Raw genomic sequence first — 17,832 nt, 5'->3', positions numbered from 1 at the left:
AAAGCCGCTGGCTAAGAATCGTCCTCCGAAGGACTGTTTCTTTCAACCCACTTGGCACATCGCCCACCCTGAACAGGGTTTTCCCTGAATTGACCCGTAGGGCCGCTGTGAGTCATCTTTGGCGGGCAGCACCGGAAGCGTGATCGAACGAACACGATTCGGTGCCGGCCATCCGAGAGCACGAGGAGGGACGAGGTGGGTGAAGACGATTTCCAGCACCTTGAGCGGCTGGTGACGGAGCTTGACTGTCGCGGGCTGCACGCCCGCGTGGTGCGGACCCACTCGGGCCGTGCGTTCGTGCGTGTGATCAATCCGAAGGCGACCAGCCTGGCGGAGAACGTCACCTGCAGGGCGCAGGCCACCCCCAGCCATCGGGACTGGTACTACTGGTGGTCCTGGGGCGAACGAATGCACACGGTGGAGGACCCCGCCGGTGCCGCGACCAAGGTCGCACGCGTGCTAGCCGCGGTAGGAGAGTGAGGTGAGCGGCACAACGGGCGTTCATCCGCCCGGTGTGCCGCGCCTACCGCGGCCCGACGGAGCCGGCGGGGTGATCCGGTGCGGAGCGTCTTCGGACGCTGGACACCCCGCCGGCTCCGAATCGTCAGGCCCGCACCCGCGGGCCGCCGTTCCACGAGAACTTCCACGAAAAACGCGGAGGCTCCCCGTGAGCCGAAGCCCACGAACCGCTGCAAAGCACAGGCTGCCGTCCGGTCTCTCGTCCGGGCGGTGACCGGAGGGATCCCTTTCGGGAACGGCACGGGACACGCTTCCGGGTGCGTGCCCCGTGCCGGGTCACCCGTCACCGGGGCATCCGGGTCCGCCTCCGCGGCTCCAGACCAGGATGTCCCCGTCTTCCCCGGCGTGATGTGACGGAGGCCGGTTCGATCGGCAAGATGAGTGGGTCATGACTCACTCGGTCAGCCTGTCGATCCGATCCGAAGGGGATCCACTCCGTGTTCCTGCTCTCCCCCACGCCCGTCCCTACTCCCATCCCCAGCGTCACCCCCACTCCCAGCGTCACCCCGACATCCGGGGCGGAAGCCGTCGTTGAGGACCTCCTCGACGCGAGTGCGGGCCTGACAAAAGGGTGCGGAGACGGCGGGGGAGTAATCTGCGACTTCGTGAAGATGCTCATCCCCGCGTCCGTCGACTGGGTGGCCCCCGTGATCGCGTGGCTGATCGCCATCACACTGGTCGTGGCCATCGCGCTCATCCTGCGCAACCTGTCGCACCGGCTGATCGGCCGGATCGTGCGCCGGGCGTCCGCCGAGCGCACCTCCCTGGCGGGACGGCTGCGCGGCAGGGAGACGGTCGCCCCCGAGGGCCTCGACGCGATCGTGGCCGAACGGCGCAGGCAGCGGGCCGAGACCATCGGCTCGGTGCTCAGGCACATCGCCTCGATCATCATCCTGGGCACCGCCGCGCTCACCATCCTCGAACGCCTCTCCATCCCCATCGCCCCCCTGCTGACCAGCGTCGGCATCCTGGGCGTCGCGATCGGCTTCGGCGCCCAGGAACTCGTCAAGGACTTCATCGCCGGCATGTTCATGCTCCTGGAGGACCAGTACGGCGTGGGTGACGTGATCGACACGGGCACCGCGGTCGGCACCGTGGAGGCGGTCACCCTGCGCATCACCCGCCTGCGCGACAGCGACGGCCGCGTCTGGTACATCCGCAACGGCACGATCACCCGCGTCGGCAACGAGTCCCAGGGCTGGGCCCGCGCCACGGTCGACGTGCCGGTGGCGTACGCCTCGGAGATCCCCGTGGTCCGCGACCTCCTCAAGGAGGTCGCCGACGAGATGTGGAACGAGCCCACCTTCCGCGACAGCGTCATCGTCGAGGAGCCCCAGGTCTGGGGCATCGAGCAGATCTCCGACACCGCGGTCATCTTCCGGGTCAGCGCCAAGACCCTCCCCTCCCGGCAGGGCGAGGTCGCCCGCGAGCTCCGCCTGCGGATCAAGTTCGCCCTCGACCGCGCCGGCATCACGATCGCCTCCTGACGTCAATTAGGCTGGATGACGTGTCCGCTACCCCCGAGGAATCCCAGTCCTTCTACGACGCCGTTGGCGGCGAGGAGGCCTTCAGGCGTCTGGTGCACCGCTTCTACCAGGGAGTGGTCACCGACCCGATCCTCCTGCCGCTGTATCCCGAGGAAGACCTCGAAGGCGCCGAGGAGCGGCTCAGGCTCTTCCTCATCCAATACTGGGGCGGTCCCAACACGTACGGCATGCAGCGGGGCCACCCCCGGCTGCGGATGCGGCACAACCCGTTCGTCATCCGCTCGGCCGAGCGCGACGCCTGGCTCCGCCACATGCACGACGCGGTGGTCTCCCTCCAGCTCCCCGACGAGCTGGAAAAACGCCTCTGGGACTATCTCGTGTACGCGGCGCACAGCATGGTAAACACCCCCGACGTATAAACCACCGTAAGGTCGGGGTCTGCCACGCATAAACCCCACCGGCCTGGGGCAACCCATGCACATGGAAACCCCCTGGTGGCGTGATGCCGTCGTCTACGAGATCTACGTTCGCAGCTTCGCCGACGCCTCCGGAGACGGCGTCGGCGATCTGCCCGGCATCCGGCAGCGCCTGCCGTATCTCGCCGAGCTCGGCGTGGACGCGATCTGGTTGACCCCCTTCTACCGCTCCCCGATGGCCGACGGCGGTTACGACGTGGCCGACTACCGCGACGTCGACCCGCTCTTCGGCACGCTCTCCGACTTCGACGAACTCGTCTCCGAGGCGCACCGGCTCGGGCTGCGGGTGATCGTCGACATCGTCCCGAACCACAGCTCCTCCGCCCACGAGTGGTTCCAGGCCGCCCTGCGAGGCGAGGGGCGCGACCGCTACATCTTCCAGGACGGCGGGGAGTCCCCTCCGAACAACTGGCAGTCGACCTTCAGCGGCCCCGCCTGGAGCAAGTCTCCCGACGGGCAGTGGTATCTCCACCTCTTCGCCCCCGAACAGCCCGACTTCAACTGGCGCAATCCCGAGGTCCACTCCGAGTTCCTCGACGTGCTGCGGTTCTGGCTCGACCGCGGGGTGGACGGGTTCAGGATCGACGTCGCGATGGGCCTGTACAAGGCCGAAGGGCTGCCGGACACCCCGCCGGAGGACCAGGCGTTCAAGGCCGAGTCGCCGATCTGGGGGCGGCCCGAGGTACACGAGGTCTACCGCGACTGGCGCAAGGTCCTCGACTCCTACGAGGGCGAGCGGATGGCGATCGGCGAGGTCTGGACCGACTCCGCCGAGGATCTCGCCCTGTACGTCCGCCCCGACGAGCTGCACCAGAGCTTCAACTTCGCCTGGCTGGAAGCGCCCTGGTCAGGGCCGGCGTTCAAGAAGATCATCGATGACACGCTCGCCGCCGTGACCGCCCCCACCTGGGTCCTTTCGAACCACGACGTGATCCGCCACGTGACCCGGTACGGCGACGGCCTCACCAACTCCACGACGGGCCTCGCCCGTGCCCGCGCGGCCCTGCTCGCGATGCTCGCCCTGCCGGGATCGGCATATCTCTACCAGGGGGAGGAACTCGGCCTCCCCGAGGTGAAGGATCTTCCCCCGGAGGCCCGCCAGGACCCGATCTTCGCCCGTTCCAAGGGCGAGCTGGCCGGCCGCGACGGCTGCCGGGTCCCCATCCCCTGGTCCGGTGCGGCCGAGCCCTACGGCTTCTCCCCCGACGGAACACGGCCCTGGCTGCCACAGCCGGTCGAGTGGGCCGCACTCTCCGCCGAGCGCCAGTCGAACGACCCGGGCTCGACGCTCCACTTCTATCAGGAGGCGCTGCGCGCCCGCCGCGAGCTCCGCGGCACGCTGCCGGACGAGATCACCTGGCTGGACTCCCCCGAGGACGCCCTCATCTTCAGCCGGGGTCCGCTCACCTGCGTCATCAACTGCGGTTCCGAGCCGGTGCAACTGCCTCCGCACGACCGTGTCCTGATCGGCAGCGCCCCGGTGGAAGGTCACCTTCTCCTGCCGGACACCGCGGCCTGGCTGCACACACCTGAGGCCTGACAGACCGCCTGCCACCGGCGGACGCCCGGTGGCAGGCGCCCTCAGCCCGTGACGAACCTGTCCAGGTAGGCGAGCTCGTCCTGGTTCAGCCGTCGGGGGGAGGCCTTCTCCACGTCGTAGGCCACGATCACCGAGCGGGCCCTGACGAAGATCTCCTCGTCGTCGCGGATCTCGTACACGAGGGTGAACCGCACCGGCCGGATCTCCGTCACCCATGACTCCACCCGGACCGGATCGGGGCGGAAAGTGAGGGGCCGCACATAGTCGACCTCGTGTCTGGCGATCACGAGCCCCTTGAAGGGCTCGCCGCCCTCACGCCGGGGATCGACGTGGAACAGCGCGAGCCGCGCGTCCTCCAGGTAGTCGAGAAACCGCACATTGTTGACGTGTCCCAGCGAGTCGATGTCGGCGAACCTCACGGCCCTGGGGAACACATGCCGGTGGCCACGGCCGACGCCGTCCACGATGCTCTGTCCAAACACACCCAAAACCGTAGCGGGCCCCGACGCGCCGTCGTACGGCGGTACGTCGGAAGCCCGTCGGCACGGCGACACCGCATCCGTCGCGGGCGGGCCCGCGCCAGGTGCGACAGACACCCCTGCCCGGAGACCGGCCGATCTTTGAGGCGATCTCCAGGCCGGTCTCCGGGAACGGGATCAGTCGCGGGTGAGCTTGCGGTAGGTGACCCGGTGCGGCCTGGCCGCGTCGGCACCCAGGCGCTCGATCTTGTTCTTCTCGTAGTCGGCGAAGTTGCCCTCGAACCAGAACCAGTTCGAACCCTCTTCCCAGGCGAGGATGTGGGTCGCGATGCGGTCGAGGAACCACCGGTCGTGCGAGGTGATGACCGCGCAACCGGGGAATTCCAGCAACGCGTTCTCCAGGCTGGAGAGCGTCTCGGTGTCGAGGTCGTTGGTGGGCTCGTCGAGCAGCAGCACGTTGCCGCCCTGCTTGAGGGTGAGCGCCAGGTTGAGCCGGTTGCGCTCTCCGCCGGACAGGATGCCCGACTTCTTCTGCTGGTCAGGACCCTTGAACCCGAACGCGGCGATGTAGGCGCGGGACGGCATCTCGACCTGGCCGACCTTGATGTAGTCGAGCCCGTCGGAGACGACCTCCCAGACGTTCTTGGCGGGGTCGATCCCTCCCCTGCTCTGGTCGGCGTAAGAGATCTTGACCGTGTCGCCGATCACGATCTCGCCGCTGTCGGGCGTCTCGCTGCCGGTGATCATCCGGAACAGGGTGGTCTTTCCCACACCGTTCGGACCGATCACACCGACGATGCCGTTACGCGGGAGGTCGAAGGAGAGGCTCTCCATCAGGACCCGCTCCTCGAAGCCCTTGGTGAGCTTCTCGGCCCGGATCACCGTGGTCCCCAGGCGCGGGCCCGGCGGGATCTGGATCTCCTCGAAGTCGAGCTTGCGGTGCTTGTCGGCCTCGGCGGCCATCTCCTCGTAGCGCTGCAGACGCGCCCGGCTCTTGGTCTGGCGGGCCCTGGCGTTGGAGCGGACCCACTCCAGCTCCTCCTCCAGGCGCTTCTTGCGCTTGGCGTCCTTCTGGCCCTCAAGCTTGAGCCGCGCCGCCTTCGCCTCCAGGTAGGTGGAGTAGTTGCCCTCGTAGGGGTGGCAGCGGCCCCGGTCGAGCTCCAGGATCCAGGTGGCCACGTTGTCCAGGAAGTAACGGTCGTGGGTGACGGCCAGGACGGTGCCCGGGTATTTCTCCAGGTGGGATTCGAGCCACTGGACACTCTCGGCGTCGAGGTGGTTGGTGGGCTCGTCGAGCAGCAGCAGGTCGGGCTGCTCCAGAAGCAGCTTGCACAGGGCGACCCTGCGGCGCTCTCCACCGGAGAGCTGGGTGACCTCGGCGTCCGGCGGAGGACAGCGCAGAGCGTCCATCGCCTGCTCCAGCTGGCTGTCGAGATCCCAGCCGTTGCGGTGGTCGAGGGCGTCCTGAAGCTTGCCCATCTCGTTGAGCAGATCGTCGCTGTAGTCGGTGGCCATCAGCTCGGCGATCTCGTTGAAGCGGTCGAGCATCGCCTTGGTCTCGGCGACACCCTCTTCGACGTTGCCGAGGACGGTCTTGGATTCGTTGAGGGGGGGCTCCTGCTGAAGCATGCCGACGGTGAAGCCGGGCATGAGCCGGGCGTCGCCGTTGGACGGCTGCTCCAGGCCCGCCATCATCTTCAGCAGCGTCGACTTCCCGGTGCCGTTGGGGCCCAGGACACCGATCTTGGCGCCCGGCAGGAACGACAGCGTCACGTCGTCGAGGACGACCTTGTCACCGTGCGCCTTGCGCACGCGCTGCAGCGTGTAGATGTACTCCGGCATGCCTTTAGTTTAGGGCCTGGGGAGTTCAGCTATGGGCGGCCCTGGATAGGGCCGTTGGGGGTTCCGCCCTGAACGAAGACCGATTCGGCGAGGACGGCCCCGGACGAAGGCCGGTTCAACCGAAGGCGGCCCGAACGAAGGCCGGTTCAACCGGGAGCGGTCTCGGATCCGGGCCTGCGGGCCGGGGGCACGATGGTGGCCGACAAGCAGATCTGGTCGCGGCCGAGCTCCTTGGCCCGGTAAAGAGCGAGGTCGGCCGCCGCGAGCAGCTCGATCAGGTCGTCCCCGTGCACACTCATGATCGCGACACCGACCGAGATGGTCACAGTGATCATGTTGTCGTCGGCCGGGACGGCCATCCGCCCCACCCGTGAGCGCAGCCGCTCCGCCACCCTGCGCGCCTCGGTCACGTCGGCCCTGGGCAGCAGGACGACGAACTCCTCACCACCGAACCGGCCCACCACGTCGTAGTCACGCAGCTGGCTGCGGATGGTGTCGGCCACCCCGACGAGGACCTGATCGCCGATCAGGTGACCGTAGGTGTCGTTCACCTTCTTGAAGTGGTCGATGTCGACGATCAGCAACGCGAGCGTCTCCCCGGTGCGCCGCGCCCTGACGATCTCGGTGTCGGCCTCCCGCTGCCAGGCCGCGGCGTTCAGCAGGCCGGTCTTGAGATCGGTGCGGGCCGCCGCCTGGAGCTGGGCGTGGAGCAGGCTGCGCTGGAGCAGCACGACCGGGGGCAGCGCGAGGACCAGCAGGGCCAGGTTGAGCCCGCAGGTGATGGAGACGAGGACGCCGAGACAGAGCTCGACGAAGTCGAGGAGCAGGTTCTCCCGGTTCCACAGGACCTCCCGCCAGCGGCTCTCGGGGTCGGCGGTGTGCGCGGCGATGGCGATCAGCGCGGTGTTGATCACTGTGAATAAGATCGCGCAGCCGATGGCGACGAGGATCGGCCATCCTTCCCCCCTGGTCAGCGCCCCCAGATCGCCGACCACGGCGTGGAAGAGCAGCGAGGCCGCGCATCCGGCCAGTCCGATCGCCGCCGAGCTGACGACCCGCCGGTAGACCACCGTCGCGCGCACCCGCTTCTGCAGCAGGAACTGGAGCGGGATGGGCGCCAGAAGCGCGTAGATCGGCGGGAGGAGCAGGGCTGCGGGTAACCACCAGGCGGACAGCAGATCGCGGTAGACGCCCGCGGGCATGCCGAGTCTCCGGGTCGCCTCGATGCACACGGCTCCGCACATCATCAACGCCGTGAACGTCAGCACATCGGACCAGCGGAAAACACCGGAAATCGAGAAGAACACGATCGCGACGAGATCCAGCGCTACTATCCCGCACAGGTAGCCGACCAGCGGACGACGCTGCCCCAGCAGGGGCCATCGATCGACCAAAGGTGTCATGCCGTCGCGTGGTTTGACCGGTGAGTGACTGGGAGCCACCATGTCGTCCCCCTCTCCGACTAACGATGTGTAACACAATAGTTGCGGAGTGTGCGACGCGCGACGGCAACCGCTACCTTTGGCGGAGTGAGTCAGCCCACCGGCCGGCTCACGACTTGGAAACCGCTCGCTCGCGAGCGGGCCGTGGTGGGAAAGGAGCAAGCCATGCTGCGGGGCGTGACCTGGACCTAACAGGTGTCTCGGCATCTGACACGGGCAAGACCATCGGCCGGTTATCTCGGCGTCACCGCGCAGTCACGGCGAGACCCCGACCGCGCCCGGCCGGTGCCCCCTCACCTCGCCCGCACCCAGGCTCTCTCCATGTTCCATGCGAGCCTGCTGCCCCCCACCAGACACCCTGCTCACTCGAACCCCCTGGATCTCCCCTCTCCCCCCGGCGAATCCTCCAGCGCTTCCTTCCCTGCCTTTTCCTAGCCTCGTTGCCCGGTTACGGCCGTTTCGACGTCTGGCACCGTCATCTGGTGCCCGGACACACAGGCCGTGGGATCGAAAACGAACCGGGGAGGGGAGGACGCCAAGAGGGCACTTCCCCCTCAACATCGAGGAGCCGCCAAGAGAGTCGTCTCCGAGAGCACGTTCGTCCGGTTCCGCGGCGATGGCTCTGCCAGGGCCGCGGAGGTCGGCTCCGGTGACGACGGCGACGCGTCGAGGTCCGGGCACGGTCACCCGGTCAGGGTGGACAGCCTCTGGTCGAGGTCGCTCCTGCGGGTGTCGTCGGGCAGGCGATCGCGAACGGCAAGCAACTTGCCGACGTTGCGCTTGGAGGGGGCCTGCTCGATCAGCGGAACCCCCTGGTGGAGCAGGTCGGCGGCATGGTCGGCGTTGCCGAGGTCGTTCTGGACGTGGGCATGCTTGGTCAGGTAACCGACGTAGTCTCTGCGCCGGGTCGGGGCGTACGCGTTTCTGGCCTTGTCCAAATGGAGCTCCGCGCGTCGCGGGTCGCCCAGGTCGAGCTGGCAGGTGGCGACATGGTTGTGGAATTCCCCCTCGTCGAACCATCGGATCCATCGGGGGTCGTTCGCGCTGGTACCGCGCCCGAACTGGGTGTCGGCGATACCCAGAAAGCGATGAGCCTCAGCCTTTTCGCCGACACTCGCGTGGGCCCACGCCAGGCGCATGGCCAGCACGCTGGCGATACGCGGTGTGACCTTTCCGGCTCCCTCGTAGGCGGCACGGGCAAGGGTCAAGGAACCGGGAAAGTCCCCTACATCCCTGCATTGCAGAGCCATCGACTTGAGGATGTCCGCCCCTACGGCGCGGTCACCGGCTGCCTGCGCGGAATGGACAGCAGCGACCCAGTATCGCTGAGCCGCGGAATGCAGGCCCGTGTCGAAGGAGGCGAAACCCGCCAATTGCCCGAGCTCTGCGGCCAGTGTGTGAAGACGTCGGGCGATGGCCTCGCTGTAGGAGGACTTCTCCAGCACCCCGGTGACCATGCCGAGCTCGGCGTCGAGCAGCTTGCGGACGTACTGCCCGCCGTGGCTGCCCTGCAGCGTATGCAGACGAGGCAGGCTCGCCTCGATCTGCTCCACGAACTCCTCGCCGATCTGGCCCCCGCCCAGCACAGAGGTGAGCCGGGCCGGTTCGACGTTGAGCCAGTCGGTCGCGAACGCGGTCAGGCTCATCCCGGTCAGCCGTACGAAACCTCGCCGGTCCATCATCGCCTTCTCCAATGCGTGGTTGAGAGCGAGCCGACTGCCCGTCTGGTCCCAGGAGAAGTCGACTCGGATGGGGTCGCCGACCGGCAGCCAACCGGGCCAGGGCCGGGCGTGGACAGTCTCCGGGGAGACGCCGAGCTCGGCGGCGAGAGCGAGTTGGGTATCACGGTCGGGCACGACCCCCCAGTGCTCCCAGCGCCACGCCTTCTCCCTCCTTCGCGCCATGTTCCCGACACGTCGGGCGATGACGGTCACCAGGTCCTGGTAGGTCCAGCCGCGCTCGGCGCGGACATAACTCAACGGATGGACGAAGACCTCTCCGGGCTGCATAGAGACTGGTCCGGACATTCGCCACTCCCCTTTCTCCGACTGTAAATCTGATTAATCCACCCGGACAGGCCACGAGAGGCTTCCCCTGATGGGGGGACAACCCCGGACGACGAGATCTGCCTGTTCGAGAGGGGTGCGAGCAGGTTTTCTGGAGCCCGTCTGGTTCGTTCCGCTCTCGCAACACTACGCTCCGCAGTCGCCTCATTACAACGGATAATCAGGGCAAGAATTTCACGAAAGCCCTAATGAGCAGCGCCCCGTCCCGCGATAGGCGACTTTTCCAAAACCGGTTTCCGTCCGCCGGTGAAACGTCTCCATTTCCCACCTGTTAGGAGCGACGATGCTCATTGAGCACGTGCCCGTCCCGGACCCCGACGGGCACGGCAGACTCCCCAACCGCTTCCGGATGACCGCCTGGTGCCTACCTCCCGGCAACGCCGCCCGCCGCGCCCGGGAGCTGTTCCGCGACCAGCTGACCAAACAGCTCCCGGACCCCGACGTGCTCGACGACCTGGAGATCGTGGTCTCCGAACTCGTCACCAACGCCACCCGCTACGCCCCCGCCCCCTACGAACTCCGCCTCCTGCACGACCACAACCTGCCCGTCCGCGCCGAGGTCGTCGACGCCGGAGCCGGAACCACCCTCATCGACCACCTCCTACGCCGCCCATCGGCCGTCCCCGAACACCTCGACGACCTCGAACCCGGCGGCCGGGGCCTGCGCATCGTCACCGAACTCACCCACGGCCACTGCGGCACCCAATGGACCCGCCTGTGCGGCACCGGCCAACTCGGCACCGCCGTCTGGTTCGACCTACCGACCGAGCGATACCGGCTCGACCTCACCACCCGACAACACCACCCCTGACCTCCCCAACCTCCGGGCAGCCAGGATCGTCCCCCGATCCCCCTGGCCCCGGAGCCGGCCCACGCCCACCACTCCCCCACTGGGCGTGGACCGCACCCAGAGGCCGGCGTCCACGGACCCGATCCCCCGTCCGTGACGTCGGCCTCTCCACCCCGTGCCTCTTTCACTCCGCGCTTCGGCCTTGAGTTCCCGGTCAGTGGGGGATCCGCAGTCCAGACCCCCCACTGGAAGCGGCTCAGGCCGCCATGGGCGCCTGGGTCGGCCAGGGCGTCTCGTCGCTCGTATCGGGGTGGATCCTCGGCGCGCCCGGTCCGCTCCCGACGGGCGCCTCCCCCGCGTTCGGGCCTCGCGTCCCCGTCGTGCCTCGCCGCCGCGTCGTCGTGCTTCTTGCCGCCTTCGTTCTCCCGGTCACGGCCTGTCCCTCCGCCGTTTCCTCCCTGGCGGGACCGTGGCCCTGCCCGGTGAGCTCGTGATCCGCCGGGCGCGGCGGAACCTCGGCGGCGTCCCAGGCATGAGTGGTGTCCTCTGGGCCGGTGGCCTCCGGGCGATCGGTGGTATCCACGGAAATCGCGCGGTCCTCGGTCATCCCATCACCCGGCGTGATCTCCACCTCGCGCGGCGCTGAGGTCTCGGCGTCGGAGCCGGTCTTCAGCGGAGACGGGGCGCCGAGAGCCCCGGCCGTGACGGGGGCGCCGCCGCTCATGGCCCAGTCGGAGGTCTCGCGGTCAAGCTCGATCCGCTCCGCGCTGCCCAGAGCCGCGACCGGCCCGCCGCGCTGCGGCTTGGAGAAGCTCCCGAGCCCCCAGCGCAGGTCGTGACCGAGCGAGTTCGCCTCCACCTCGGGCATGAACCGGCGCTCTCCCTCATGGGCGAACTCGCGGATCCGCAGCCTCCCCTGGACCACGACCGGCTGGCCCATCTGGACCGACTGGGCGACGTTGTCGGCGAGCCCGCGGAAGCAGCGGACGCCGAAGTAGGTCGTCTCGCCGTTGCGCCACTGCTGGTTCTCCCGATCGAAGTAGCGGCTCGTTGAGGCGATCTTGAGTGAGGTCACCCGGGAGCCGTCGGGGAAGGTGTGCTGGCGCGGCGGGGCCGCGACATTACCGGTCAGCGTGACGTAGATGTCGTTCATCGTGCCTCCCATGAGAGCCGGCCGAGCGCCGGCGGCATGAAGGACACGATCGCCTCCTCCACCCCCCGCACGGGTTACCGAATCACGCTCTGGGGAAAACCCGGCACGCGCGAGAAAGCTGTGGACGACCCGGTCTTACCGACCCCGAGCAGCGCGCGCCGGTCCGATGTTTTCCATCGGTTCCACCCCGTAAAAAATCCGCGGGAGCCGATCAGGCGGCAAGGGCAGAGAAGAAAGATCGCTTGATATGGCGTGGACGGAGGAATGCCCCCATCGTGGGAAACATCGGTGACATGGCAGCGCGCCTCTTTATGGCCATCCAGAGGATGAGGCGGCAGGTGCGGCTGCTGGCCGAGCGGACACCGCCGCATCGGGAGCGCTACGTCGACCTGCTGCGCGCCGTCGCGATCACCGCGGTTGTGATCGGACACTGGCTGGCGATCTATGTGACCCACGACGGCGGGGAGTTCCAAGGTGGCAGCATCCTCCAGGTCGTCCCGTGGACCCATCCACTGACGTGGCTGTTCCAGGTGATGCCCCTGTTCTTCCTGGTCGGCGGCTTCGCGAACGCCGCGTCTCTCACCTCCCATCTCAAGCGGGGCGGCAACGCCGTGAGCTGGATGCTGGGCCGGACGGCTCGGCTTCTGGGTCCGACGACGATACTGCTGGGCGGACTGGTGGTGGCGGCTCTGACGGCCAGGGGTCTGGGTGTCGAGCCCGCTCTGATCGGTATGGCGGTCTGGCTGGCCTCGATCCCGTTGTGGTTCCTGGTCATCTACATCGCCGTGACGGCCCTCACCCCGCCGATGCACGCCTTGCATCGGCGTGCGGGCCTGGCCGTGCCGATCATCCTGGCGGCACTGGTCGGTGCGGGCGACCTGACAGGTCTGGCGCTGGACGTTCCCCACGGGGGCCAGGCGAACTTCCTGTTCGCCTGGCTGGCCGTGCATCAACTCGGCTTCGCCTGGCAGGACGAGCGCCTGCCGGGCCGGCGGAGCGTGGCTCTGTCGATGGCGGCGGTCGGATTCATCACCCTCGTACTTCTCACGGTGGTCGGCCCCTATCCGGTCAGCATGGTGGGATTCGTAGGGAAAGGGGTACAAAACACCTCTCCCCCTACGCTCGCCCTCCTGGCTCTGGCCGTCACGCAGACGGGAGTCGCCCTGTGCGCGCGTGGCCCGGGAAACCGGTGGCTGCGGCAACCGGGTCCGTGGACCGTCGTCGTGGCGATCAACTCGGTGATCATGACGCTTTTCCTCTGGCACATGACCGCCGCCGTCATCGGTGTCCTGCTGCTCTACGGAACGGGGGTGATGCCCGACGCCACGCCCGGGTCGGCACCCTGGCTGCTCCTGCGCGTTCCCTGGCTCGCCTGCCTGGCTCTGGTTCTCGCTTTCCTCGTCATACTGTTCGGGGGTTTCGAGCGGCGCGCGGGGCGATGGGCCTCATCCGGGAACACGGCGAAGGGCGTGTGGCCAACGGCACTGACGATCGTCGGGGTCGGTGCCGTGCTCGCCGCACTTCTGTCCATCGCTCTGGTCGGCCCGGGAGAGGAGCACGGACCGATGGGTATGCCCGCAGGGGTGTTGGTCGCCTACTTCGTCGGCATCGCCGTCCTGGGTTTCGTCCGTTGGAGATATTCGCATCCCATGCGGGAGTGATCGAGGCCAGGGCGTTGAGAGGGAAGCCGAGGGGAATCAGTCCTTCAGGCTTCGCATCGCCGAGTTGAACTCGTTGTAACGGGTCAGCTCCCGCTCCACCGGCTCGATCACCATGTTCTCGGCGATCCCGGCGACCCTGCGGCGCATCTCGCGCTCCAGCGCGTCACGCTCGTTGCCCGCGCCGAGCACGACGAAGTTGCGGCTCGCCGTCGCGGTGAGCGCCCCGAGCCCCAGAACGGAGAAGATCATCAATCCGACCCATGGCAGTGAGGCCACGTCGGCGAACATCTCCAGCCCCTGCGGCGGGGTTCCCAGCCCGAAAACGCCGTAGGCGAGGGCCGTACCGACCCAGGCCAGGCCCGCGACGAAGAGCAGGACCAGGAAGTACTGCCAGGCCAGCAGCAACCGCCACCAGCCGGGAACCCTGTCCAGTCTCGGCGCGACCTCCGACAGCTCCTCGGAGAGCACCTCGGGCAGCTGCGAGGAGCGGGAGCGCGCGGCGTCTCTGATCCCGTTCTGCCACGCCTCGTGCATGCCCGAGGTCAGGCCGTCGGTGAGCGCCTGGACCGCGGTGTCCACCTCGGCGGGCTGCGCGCTGACCGAGCCGCCGGTCAGGCCGTGGATCTCGTCTCGCAGTTTGCCCAGGCGCAGGCTTTTCAGCGGGTCGGGACGGAGCTTGGCGGCCCAGCGGGTGTAGGGCCAGCCGACCCACTCACCGGACCGCGTCGCGTACACGTTCTCCATCGCCTCGCCGACCGCGGGGACGCCGACCGCGTCGCAGAGCGCGTCGGTGAGACCGATCCTGCGGGCGTCGTCGATGGCGGAGGGCGAGGAGGCACCGTCGGCGGGCATGACCTTCGCGAGGCGGAGCGTCAGCCGGTCGAGATCGGCCTCCAGCCGCTGGGTCGCGGCCCTGCGCTTGGAGACGGTCTCGGCGAGGACGGCCTTGAGCTCGTCGACGCCCCTGCCCATGATCGCCGAGGTGGTGACGATCACGGGGTTCTCGACCCCCTCGCGGCGGAGCAGGCCGTCCAGGTCCTCGACGCACTCGGCGAGTTCTTCCTGGTCGAGCTTGTCGGCCTGGTTGAGTACGAAGATCGTCACGGCCTCGTGCCCGGCCAGATCGGTCACGTAGCGCCGGTGCGTGGAGGCGTCGGCGTACTTCTGCGGGTCGAGCACCCAGACGACGAGGTCGGCGATCTGGATGAGCCGGTCGGCCTCGGTGTCGGTCAGCGCCCGGATGGAGTCGTGGTCGGGCAGGTCGAGCAGGATCAGCCCGTGAAGCTGGCCCTCGTCCTTGTCCAGGGCGCTGGCCCGTGCGAAGCGGTGCCGCCACTGGATCTGCAGCCAGTCGAGCAGCGGACCCGCCCCGTCCAGGCCCCAGACGCAGGCGTGCGTACGGGCCGTGGTCGGGCGGCGCACCCCCGTCGGCGACAGTTCCAGGCCGGAGATCGAGTTGAAGAGCGTCGACTTGCCGCTGCCCGTACCTCCCGCGAGCGCGACCACGGTGTGCTCGGAGGAGAGCTTCAGCCTGTCACCGGCGCGCAGCAGCAGCTGACCCGACTCGGTGAGGAGCTTGGGCTCGACCTTGCCCGGCCCCAGCTCCACGATCCGAGCCAGCGCGGCGAGCCGGCTGCCGAGACCCTGGCCTGACTGGGTGGTGCCAACACTCATCGGGCGACCTCAAGGTTGTACGTTGCCTGGTAAAGGCGGGTGGCGGCGGATTCGTCAGGTATGCCCGCACCGTCGAGAGCCTGGGCGTAACGCGCCATCTCGTCGTCGAAGAGCATGCCGATCCGGGCTCGGAGATCGCTCCGGGCCTTCACGCCGAGGTTGCGCAGCGACTCCGCGCCGAGCAGCGCGTGCACCAGCCGTTGCGGCAGGGCCCCGGCGCCGTTCCGCTCGTCCGAGGAACCGTAACCGAGCAGCCCGATGGTCAGGATCAGCGAGAGGGACTCGTCGTCGAACGAGATCACCCTCGCCACCGCCCGTTTGGTCACCCCCTCGGTGCGTATCAGCTCGATGATGTGCTCCTGCCAGGCCGCGACGGCCCGGCCGGTCCTGCGCGCGAAGTCGTCGGACGGGCGGCCGAGATCGGGGGTCGCGGCCAGGGCCTCCTGCGCGCCGGGGCGGTTCAGCCAGCGCGACGCGGCCTCCTCCGAGGCCCGCTGCGCCGCAGAGACGACCACCGACTCCAGCCCCGCACGCAGCGCGGACTTCAGCGCGCTGATCCGCTCGGGCGCCTGCTGGTTCGCCTTGCCACCGAAGCGGCTCGGCCTGCGCAGGTGGAGGGTACGCATGAGGTCGCCGGACCCGGCGAAGTCCTGCCAGCGGGCGAGCACCTCGCCCTTGAGCAGCGAACCGTCCTCGGTGCTCCTGTCGATGTCGGCCATCGCGCGGGCGTAGGCGCCGTCCACGTCGCCGCGAAGGTCCCTCCGGAAGGCGACCTGGATCTCCAGGTGCTTGGCCAGGGCGGGGACACGGGTGCGAAAGCTGTTCAGCACCCCGTCCAGGGTCGCCCGTACGGCCTGCGCGCGACGCCGGTCGTCGACCGAGAGATCCGTGAGCCACTGGCGCAGCTCGCTCACCTCTGCGTCGGGGAGCATCCCGTCGGTGACCCTGCTCTCGTTGATGACGAACCGCTCGACCTCGCCGAGGCCGTACTCGGTGAGCATCCTGACGAAGTGCTTGGTGATCACTTCTCGGGACCTGGGCGGCACCCGGGAGAGCACGATGGCCAGGCGGGCTCCACGCTCCTTGGCCAGGCGCAGCAGCCGCCAGGCCGGGGCGTCGGCGTACCGGGCGGCGGTGGTGACGAAGATCCACAGGTCGGCCGCGTCGAGCATGCGGTGGGCGATCTCGTGGTGCTCCTCGACGACCGAGTCGATGTCGGGGGTGTCGAGCAGCGCGACACCGGAGGGGAGGTGCTCGGTGGAGACGAGCACGAGGCTCCCCGAAACGGCCTCGGGGTCGGGCTCACTGAGCCGCCGCAGGCTGCCGAGCAGGTCGCTCTCGGTGAACCACTCGTGGTCGTCGGGGTGGCAGGCCAGGATGGGCGTGCCGGTCGTCGGGCGGCGTACTCCGGTCGCGCTGATCTTGGCGTTGGCCAGGGTGTTGAGAAGCGTGGACTTGCCCGCGCCGGTGGAACCCGCGACCACGACGAGCGCGGGCGCGGTGCTCATGTGGACGCGCGGGATCACGTAGTCGTCGAGCTGGGCGAGGATCTCGCCCTGGACCCGCCTCGCCTCCTCCGCGCCGGGGAGGTCCAGGCCGAAGGTGAGCTCGGTGACGCCGGTGCGTACGGCGGTGAGCGCGTTGCTCAGCGCCTCGGAGACGGCCTCGGGAAGCGGGGTCTCCCGCGTCCCGTCCGGCGCCGCCTCCGCGCCCTCGCCTCGGCGCTCTTCGTCCTCGCCCCGGGTTTCCTCACCCTCGCCTCGACGTTCGCCATCCTCACTTCGGAGTTCGCCGGTCTCGCCCTGGGCCTCTTCGTTCTTGATCTCCTCGCCGCCGTCGACGGTTCCGGCCTCGTCCCGGACATCGTCACCGGCCGCGTCGTCGCTCCCGTCCTCGTTCTCGCCCGGCGTCTCGTCGGCGACGGCGGAGGGCTCGGCGTCACTCGCGGTTTCGTCGGCGATGCCGGTGTCGGCGGTGGCGACCGTGGCGTCGCGCCGACCCTCGCCGCTCTCGGCATCGTCGTCCTCGACGAGGCCGGTGGTGCCCGGCGTGCCGCCGTCGCTCTCCGCGTCGTCCTCGGAGTCGTTCCGACGTTCCTGCGAGGTCGTGCCGGGAACGACCTCGTCCGGCTCCGCGTCCTTGTCGGATCGTTCCTCCTTCTCCTCCGCCCTGCTCGCGCGAAGGGGCGGAGCGCCTCCGGTGCCGGACTCGCTGCCCGGGGCGCCGCCCTCGGACCGGGAGAGGGCTTCCTCAACAGCGGTGCCGGAGGCGGAGACCCCTGTCTCCCGCGCGGGGTCCGGGACTTCCTGGGAGGCGGGAGCCTCTGCGCCGGTTCCGGGCGGGGAGGTGGCGGGGTCGGCGGTGCGAGGGACGTTCGTCGGAGGAACGGGTGCACCCGGACGGAAAAGCGCACCGGGAGCGGCATCCCCACCAGCAGGTGCGGACGGAGGCACCGGAGCACCAGGACGGAAGATCGCGCCGGGTTCGGCCGGGGGTGCGGGAGCACCGGATGAGGGCCTGGCGGGGCCACCGGTGCGGGGGATGTTCAGAGGAACGGATGCACCGGGACGGAAAAGCGCACCGGGAGCGGCATCCCCACCAGCGGGTGCGGACGGAGGCACCGGAGCACCAGGACGGAAGGCCGCACCGGGATCGGCTTCGGCACCGCGCGAGGGGACAGGAGCACCTGGACGGAAGGCGGCG

At 68.8% G+C, this 17,832-nt stretch carries 13 protein-coding genes; 6 read left to right on the top strand and 7 right to left on the bottom strand.

What is annotated here, in order from left to right; all coding sequences use genetic code 11:
• The first annotated feature begins 195 nt into the window (after positions 1–195).
• The 4 genes from ACFY3D_RS28375 (at position 196) to ACFY3D_RS28360 (ending at position 4,022) form a co-directional block, all read left to right on the top strand.
• Positions 196–480 (top strand): hypothetical protein, encoded by a 285-nt coding sequence (locus ACFY3D_RS28375; RefSeq protein WP_362514799.1) that lies wholly within the window; start codon positions 196–198, stop codon positions 478–480.
• A 650-nt stretch (positions 481–1,130) separates the two neighbouring features.
• Positions 1,131–2,006, top strand: a complete 876-nt coding sequence (locus ACFY3D_RS28370) for a mechanosensitive ion channel family protein (RefSeq protein WP_389984851.1) — start codon at positions 1,131–1,133, stop codon at positions 2,004–2,006.
• 20 nt (positions 2,007–2,026) lie between these two features.
• Complete coding sequence (locus ACFY3D_RS28365) at positions 2,027–2,425, top strand: globin (protein WP_350949457.1); 399 nt, start codon at positions 2,027–2,029, stop codon at positions 2,423–2,425.
• A gap of 55 nt (positions 2,426–2,480) precedes the next feature.
• Positions 2,481–4,022: a glycoside hydrolase family 13 protein gene (locus ACFY3D_RS28360; RefSeq protein WP_362899977.1), complete on the top strand. Its 1,542-nt coding sequence runs from the start codon at positions 2,481–2,483 to the stop codon at positions 4,020–4,022.
• A gap of 41 nt (positions 4,023–4,063) precedes the next feature.
• Here ACFY3D_RS28360 and ACFY3D_RS28355 read toward each other — a convergent pair whose 3' ends face one another.
• The 4 genes from ACFY3D_RS28355 to ACFY3D_RS28340 all read right to left on the bottom strand — a co-directional run bounded on the left by ACFY3D_RS28355 (position 4,064) and on the right by ACFY3D_RS28340 (position 9,812).
• Positions 4,064–4,504: an acyl-CoA thioesterase gene (locus tag ACFY3D_RS28355; RefSeq protein WP_389984703.1), complete on the bottom strand. Its 441-nt coding sequence runs from the start codon at positions 4,502–4,504 to the stop codon at positions 4,064–4,066.
• A 174-nt stretch (positions 4,505–4,678) separates the two neighbouring features.
• Positions 4,679–6,343, bottom strand: a complete 1,665-nt coding sequence (gene ettA, locus ACFY3D_RS28350; RefSeq protein ID WP_362899973.1) for an energy-dependent translational throttle protein EttA — start codon at positions 6,341–6,343, stop codon at positions 4,679–4,681.
• Between the two features lie 146 nt (positions 6,344–6,489).
• A complete protein-coding gene (locus ACFY3D_RS28345) occupies positions 6,490–7,746 on the bottom strand; it encodes a GGDEF domain-containing protein (RefSeq protein ID WP_389984700.1) in 1,257 nt (418 codons plus the stop codon).
• 722 nt (positions 7,747–8,468) lie between these two features.
• A complete protein-coding gene (locus ACFY3D_RS28340) occupies positions 8,469–9,812 on the bottom strand; it encodes a hypothetical protein (protein ID WP_389984697.1) in 1,344 nt (447 codons plus the stop codon).
• A 322-nt stretch (positions 9,813–10,134) separates the two neighbouring features.
• On the opposite strand from ACFY3D_RS28340, the gene ACFY3D_RS28335 reads away from it, so the two are divergent.
• Positions 10,135–10,662 (top strand): ATP-binding protein, encoded by a 528-nt coding sequence (locus tag ACFY3D_RS28335; protein ID WP_389984694.1) that lies wholly within the window; start codon positions 10,135–10,137, stop codon positions 10,660–10,662.
• 235 nt (positions 10,663–10,897) lie between these two features.
• Here ACFY3D_RS28335 and ssb read toward each other — a convergent pair whose 3' ends face one another.
• Positions 10,898–11,794, bottom strand: a complete 897-nt coding sequence (gene ssb, locus ACFY3D_RS28330) for a single-stranded DNA-binding protein (RefSeq protein ID WP_389984691.1) — start codon at positions 11,792–11,794, stop codon at positions 10,898–10,900.
• 293 nt (positions 11,795–12,087) lie between these two features.
• On the opposite strand from ssb, the gene ACFY3D_RS28325 reads away from it, so the two are divergent.
• Positions 12,088–13,455 (top strand): acyltransferase, encoded by a 1,368-nt coding sequence (locus ACFY3D_RS28325; protein WP_389984688.1) that lies wholly within the window; start codon positions 12,088–12,090, stop codon positions 13,453–13,455.
• 36 nt (positions 13,456–13,491) lie between these two features.
• Here ACFY3D_RS28325 and ACFY3D_RS28320 read toward each other — a convergent pair whose 3' ends face one another.
• Positions 13,492–15,129, bottom strand: a complete 1,638-nt coding sequence (locus ACFY3D_RS28320) for a GTP-binding protein (protein WP_389984685.1) — start codon at positions 15,127–15,129, stop codon at positions 13,492–13,494.
• Entirely contained in the window at positions 15,126–17,582 is a 2,457-nt protein-coding gene (locus tag ACFY3D_RS28315; protein WP_389984682.1) for a dynamin family protein, read from the bottom strand. Before ACFY3D_RS28315 ends, ACFY3D_RS28320 begins: the two co-directional genes overlap by 4 nt.
• Positions 17,583–17,832 lie beyond the last annotated feature (250 nt).

The sequence above is a fragment of the Streptosporangium sp. NPDC000509 genome, from assembly GCF_042898365.1.
In the GTDB taxonomy this organism is placed as follows: Bacteria; Actinomycetota; Actinomycetes; order Streptosporangiales; family Streptosporangiaceae; genus Streptosporangium.
The sequence above is the reverse complement of the archived record's forward strand: the minus strand, read 5'-3'. Positions and strand labels throughout refer to the sequence as shown.

Coding starts and splice junctions, on each gene's coding strand:
- ACFY3D_RS28325 (WP_389984688.1), top strand. CDS start 12,088: ATGGCAGCGCGCCTCTTTATGGCCATCCAGAGGATGAGGCGGCAGGTG.
- ACFY3D_RS28360 (WP_362899977.1), top strand. CDS start 2,481: ATGCACATGGAAACCCCCTGGTGGCGTGATGCCGTCGTCTACGAGATC.
- ACFY3D_RS28335 (WP_389984694.1), top strand. CDS start 10,135: ATGCTCATTGAGCACGTGCCCGTCCCGGACCCCGACGGGCACGGCAGA.
- ACFY3D_RS28340 (WP_389984697.1), bottom strand. CDS start 9,812: ATGTCCGGACCAGTCTCTATGCAGCCCGGAGAGGTCTTCGTCCATCCG.
- ssb (WP_389984691.1), bottom strand. CDS start 11,794: ATGAACGACATCTACGTCACGCTGACCGGTAATGTCGCGGCCCCGCCG.
- ACFY3D_RS28320 (WP_389984685.1), bottom strand. CDS start 15,129: ATGAGTGTTGGCACCACCCAGTCAGGCCAGGGTCTCGGCAGCCGGCTC.
- ettA (WP_362899973.1), bottom strand. CDS start 6,343: ATGCCGGAGTACATCTACACGCTGCAGCGCGTGCGCAAGGCGCACGGT.
- ACFY3D_RS28370 (WP_389984851.1), top strand. CDS start 1,131: ATGCTCATCCCCGCGTCCGTCGACTGGGTGGCCCCCGTGATCGCGTGG.
- ACFY3D_RS28345 (WP_389984700.1), bottom strand. CDS start 7,746: ATGACACCTTTGGTCGATCGATGGCCCCTGCTGGGGCAGCGTCGTCCG.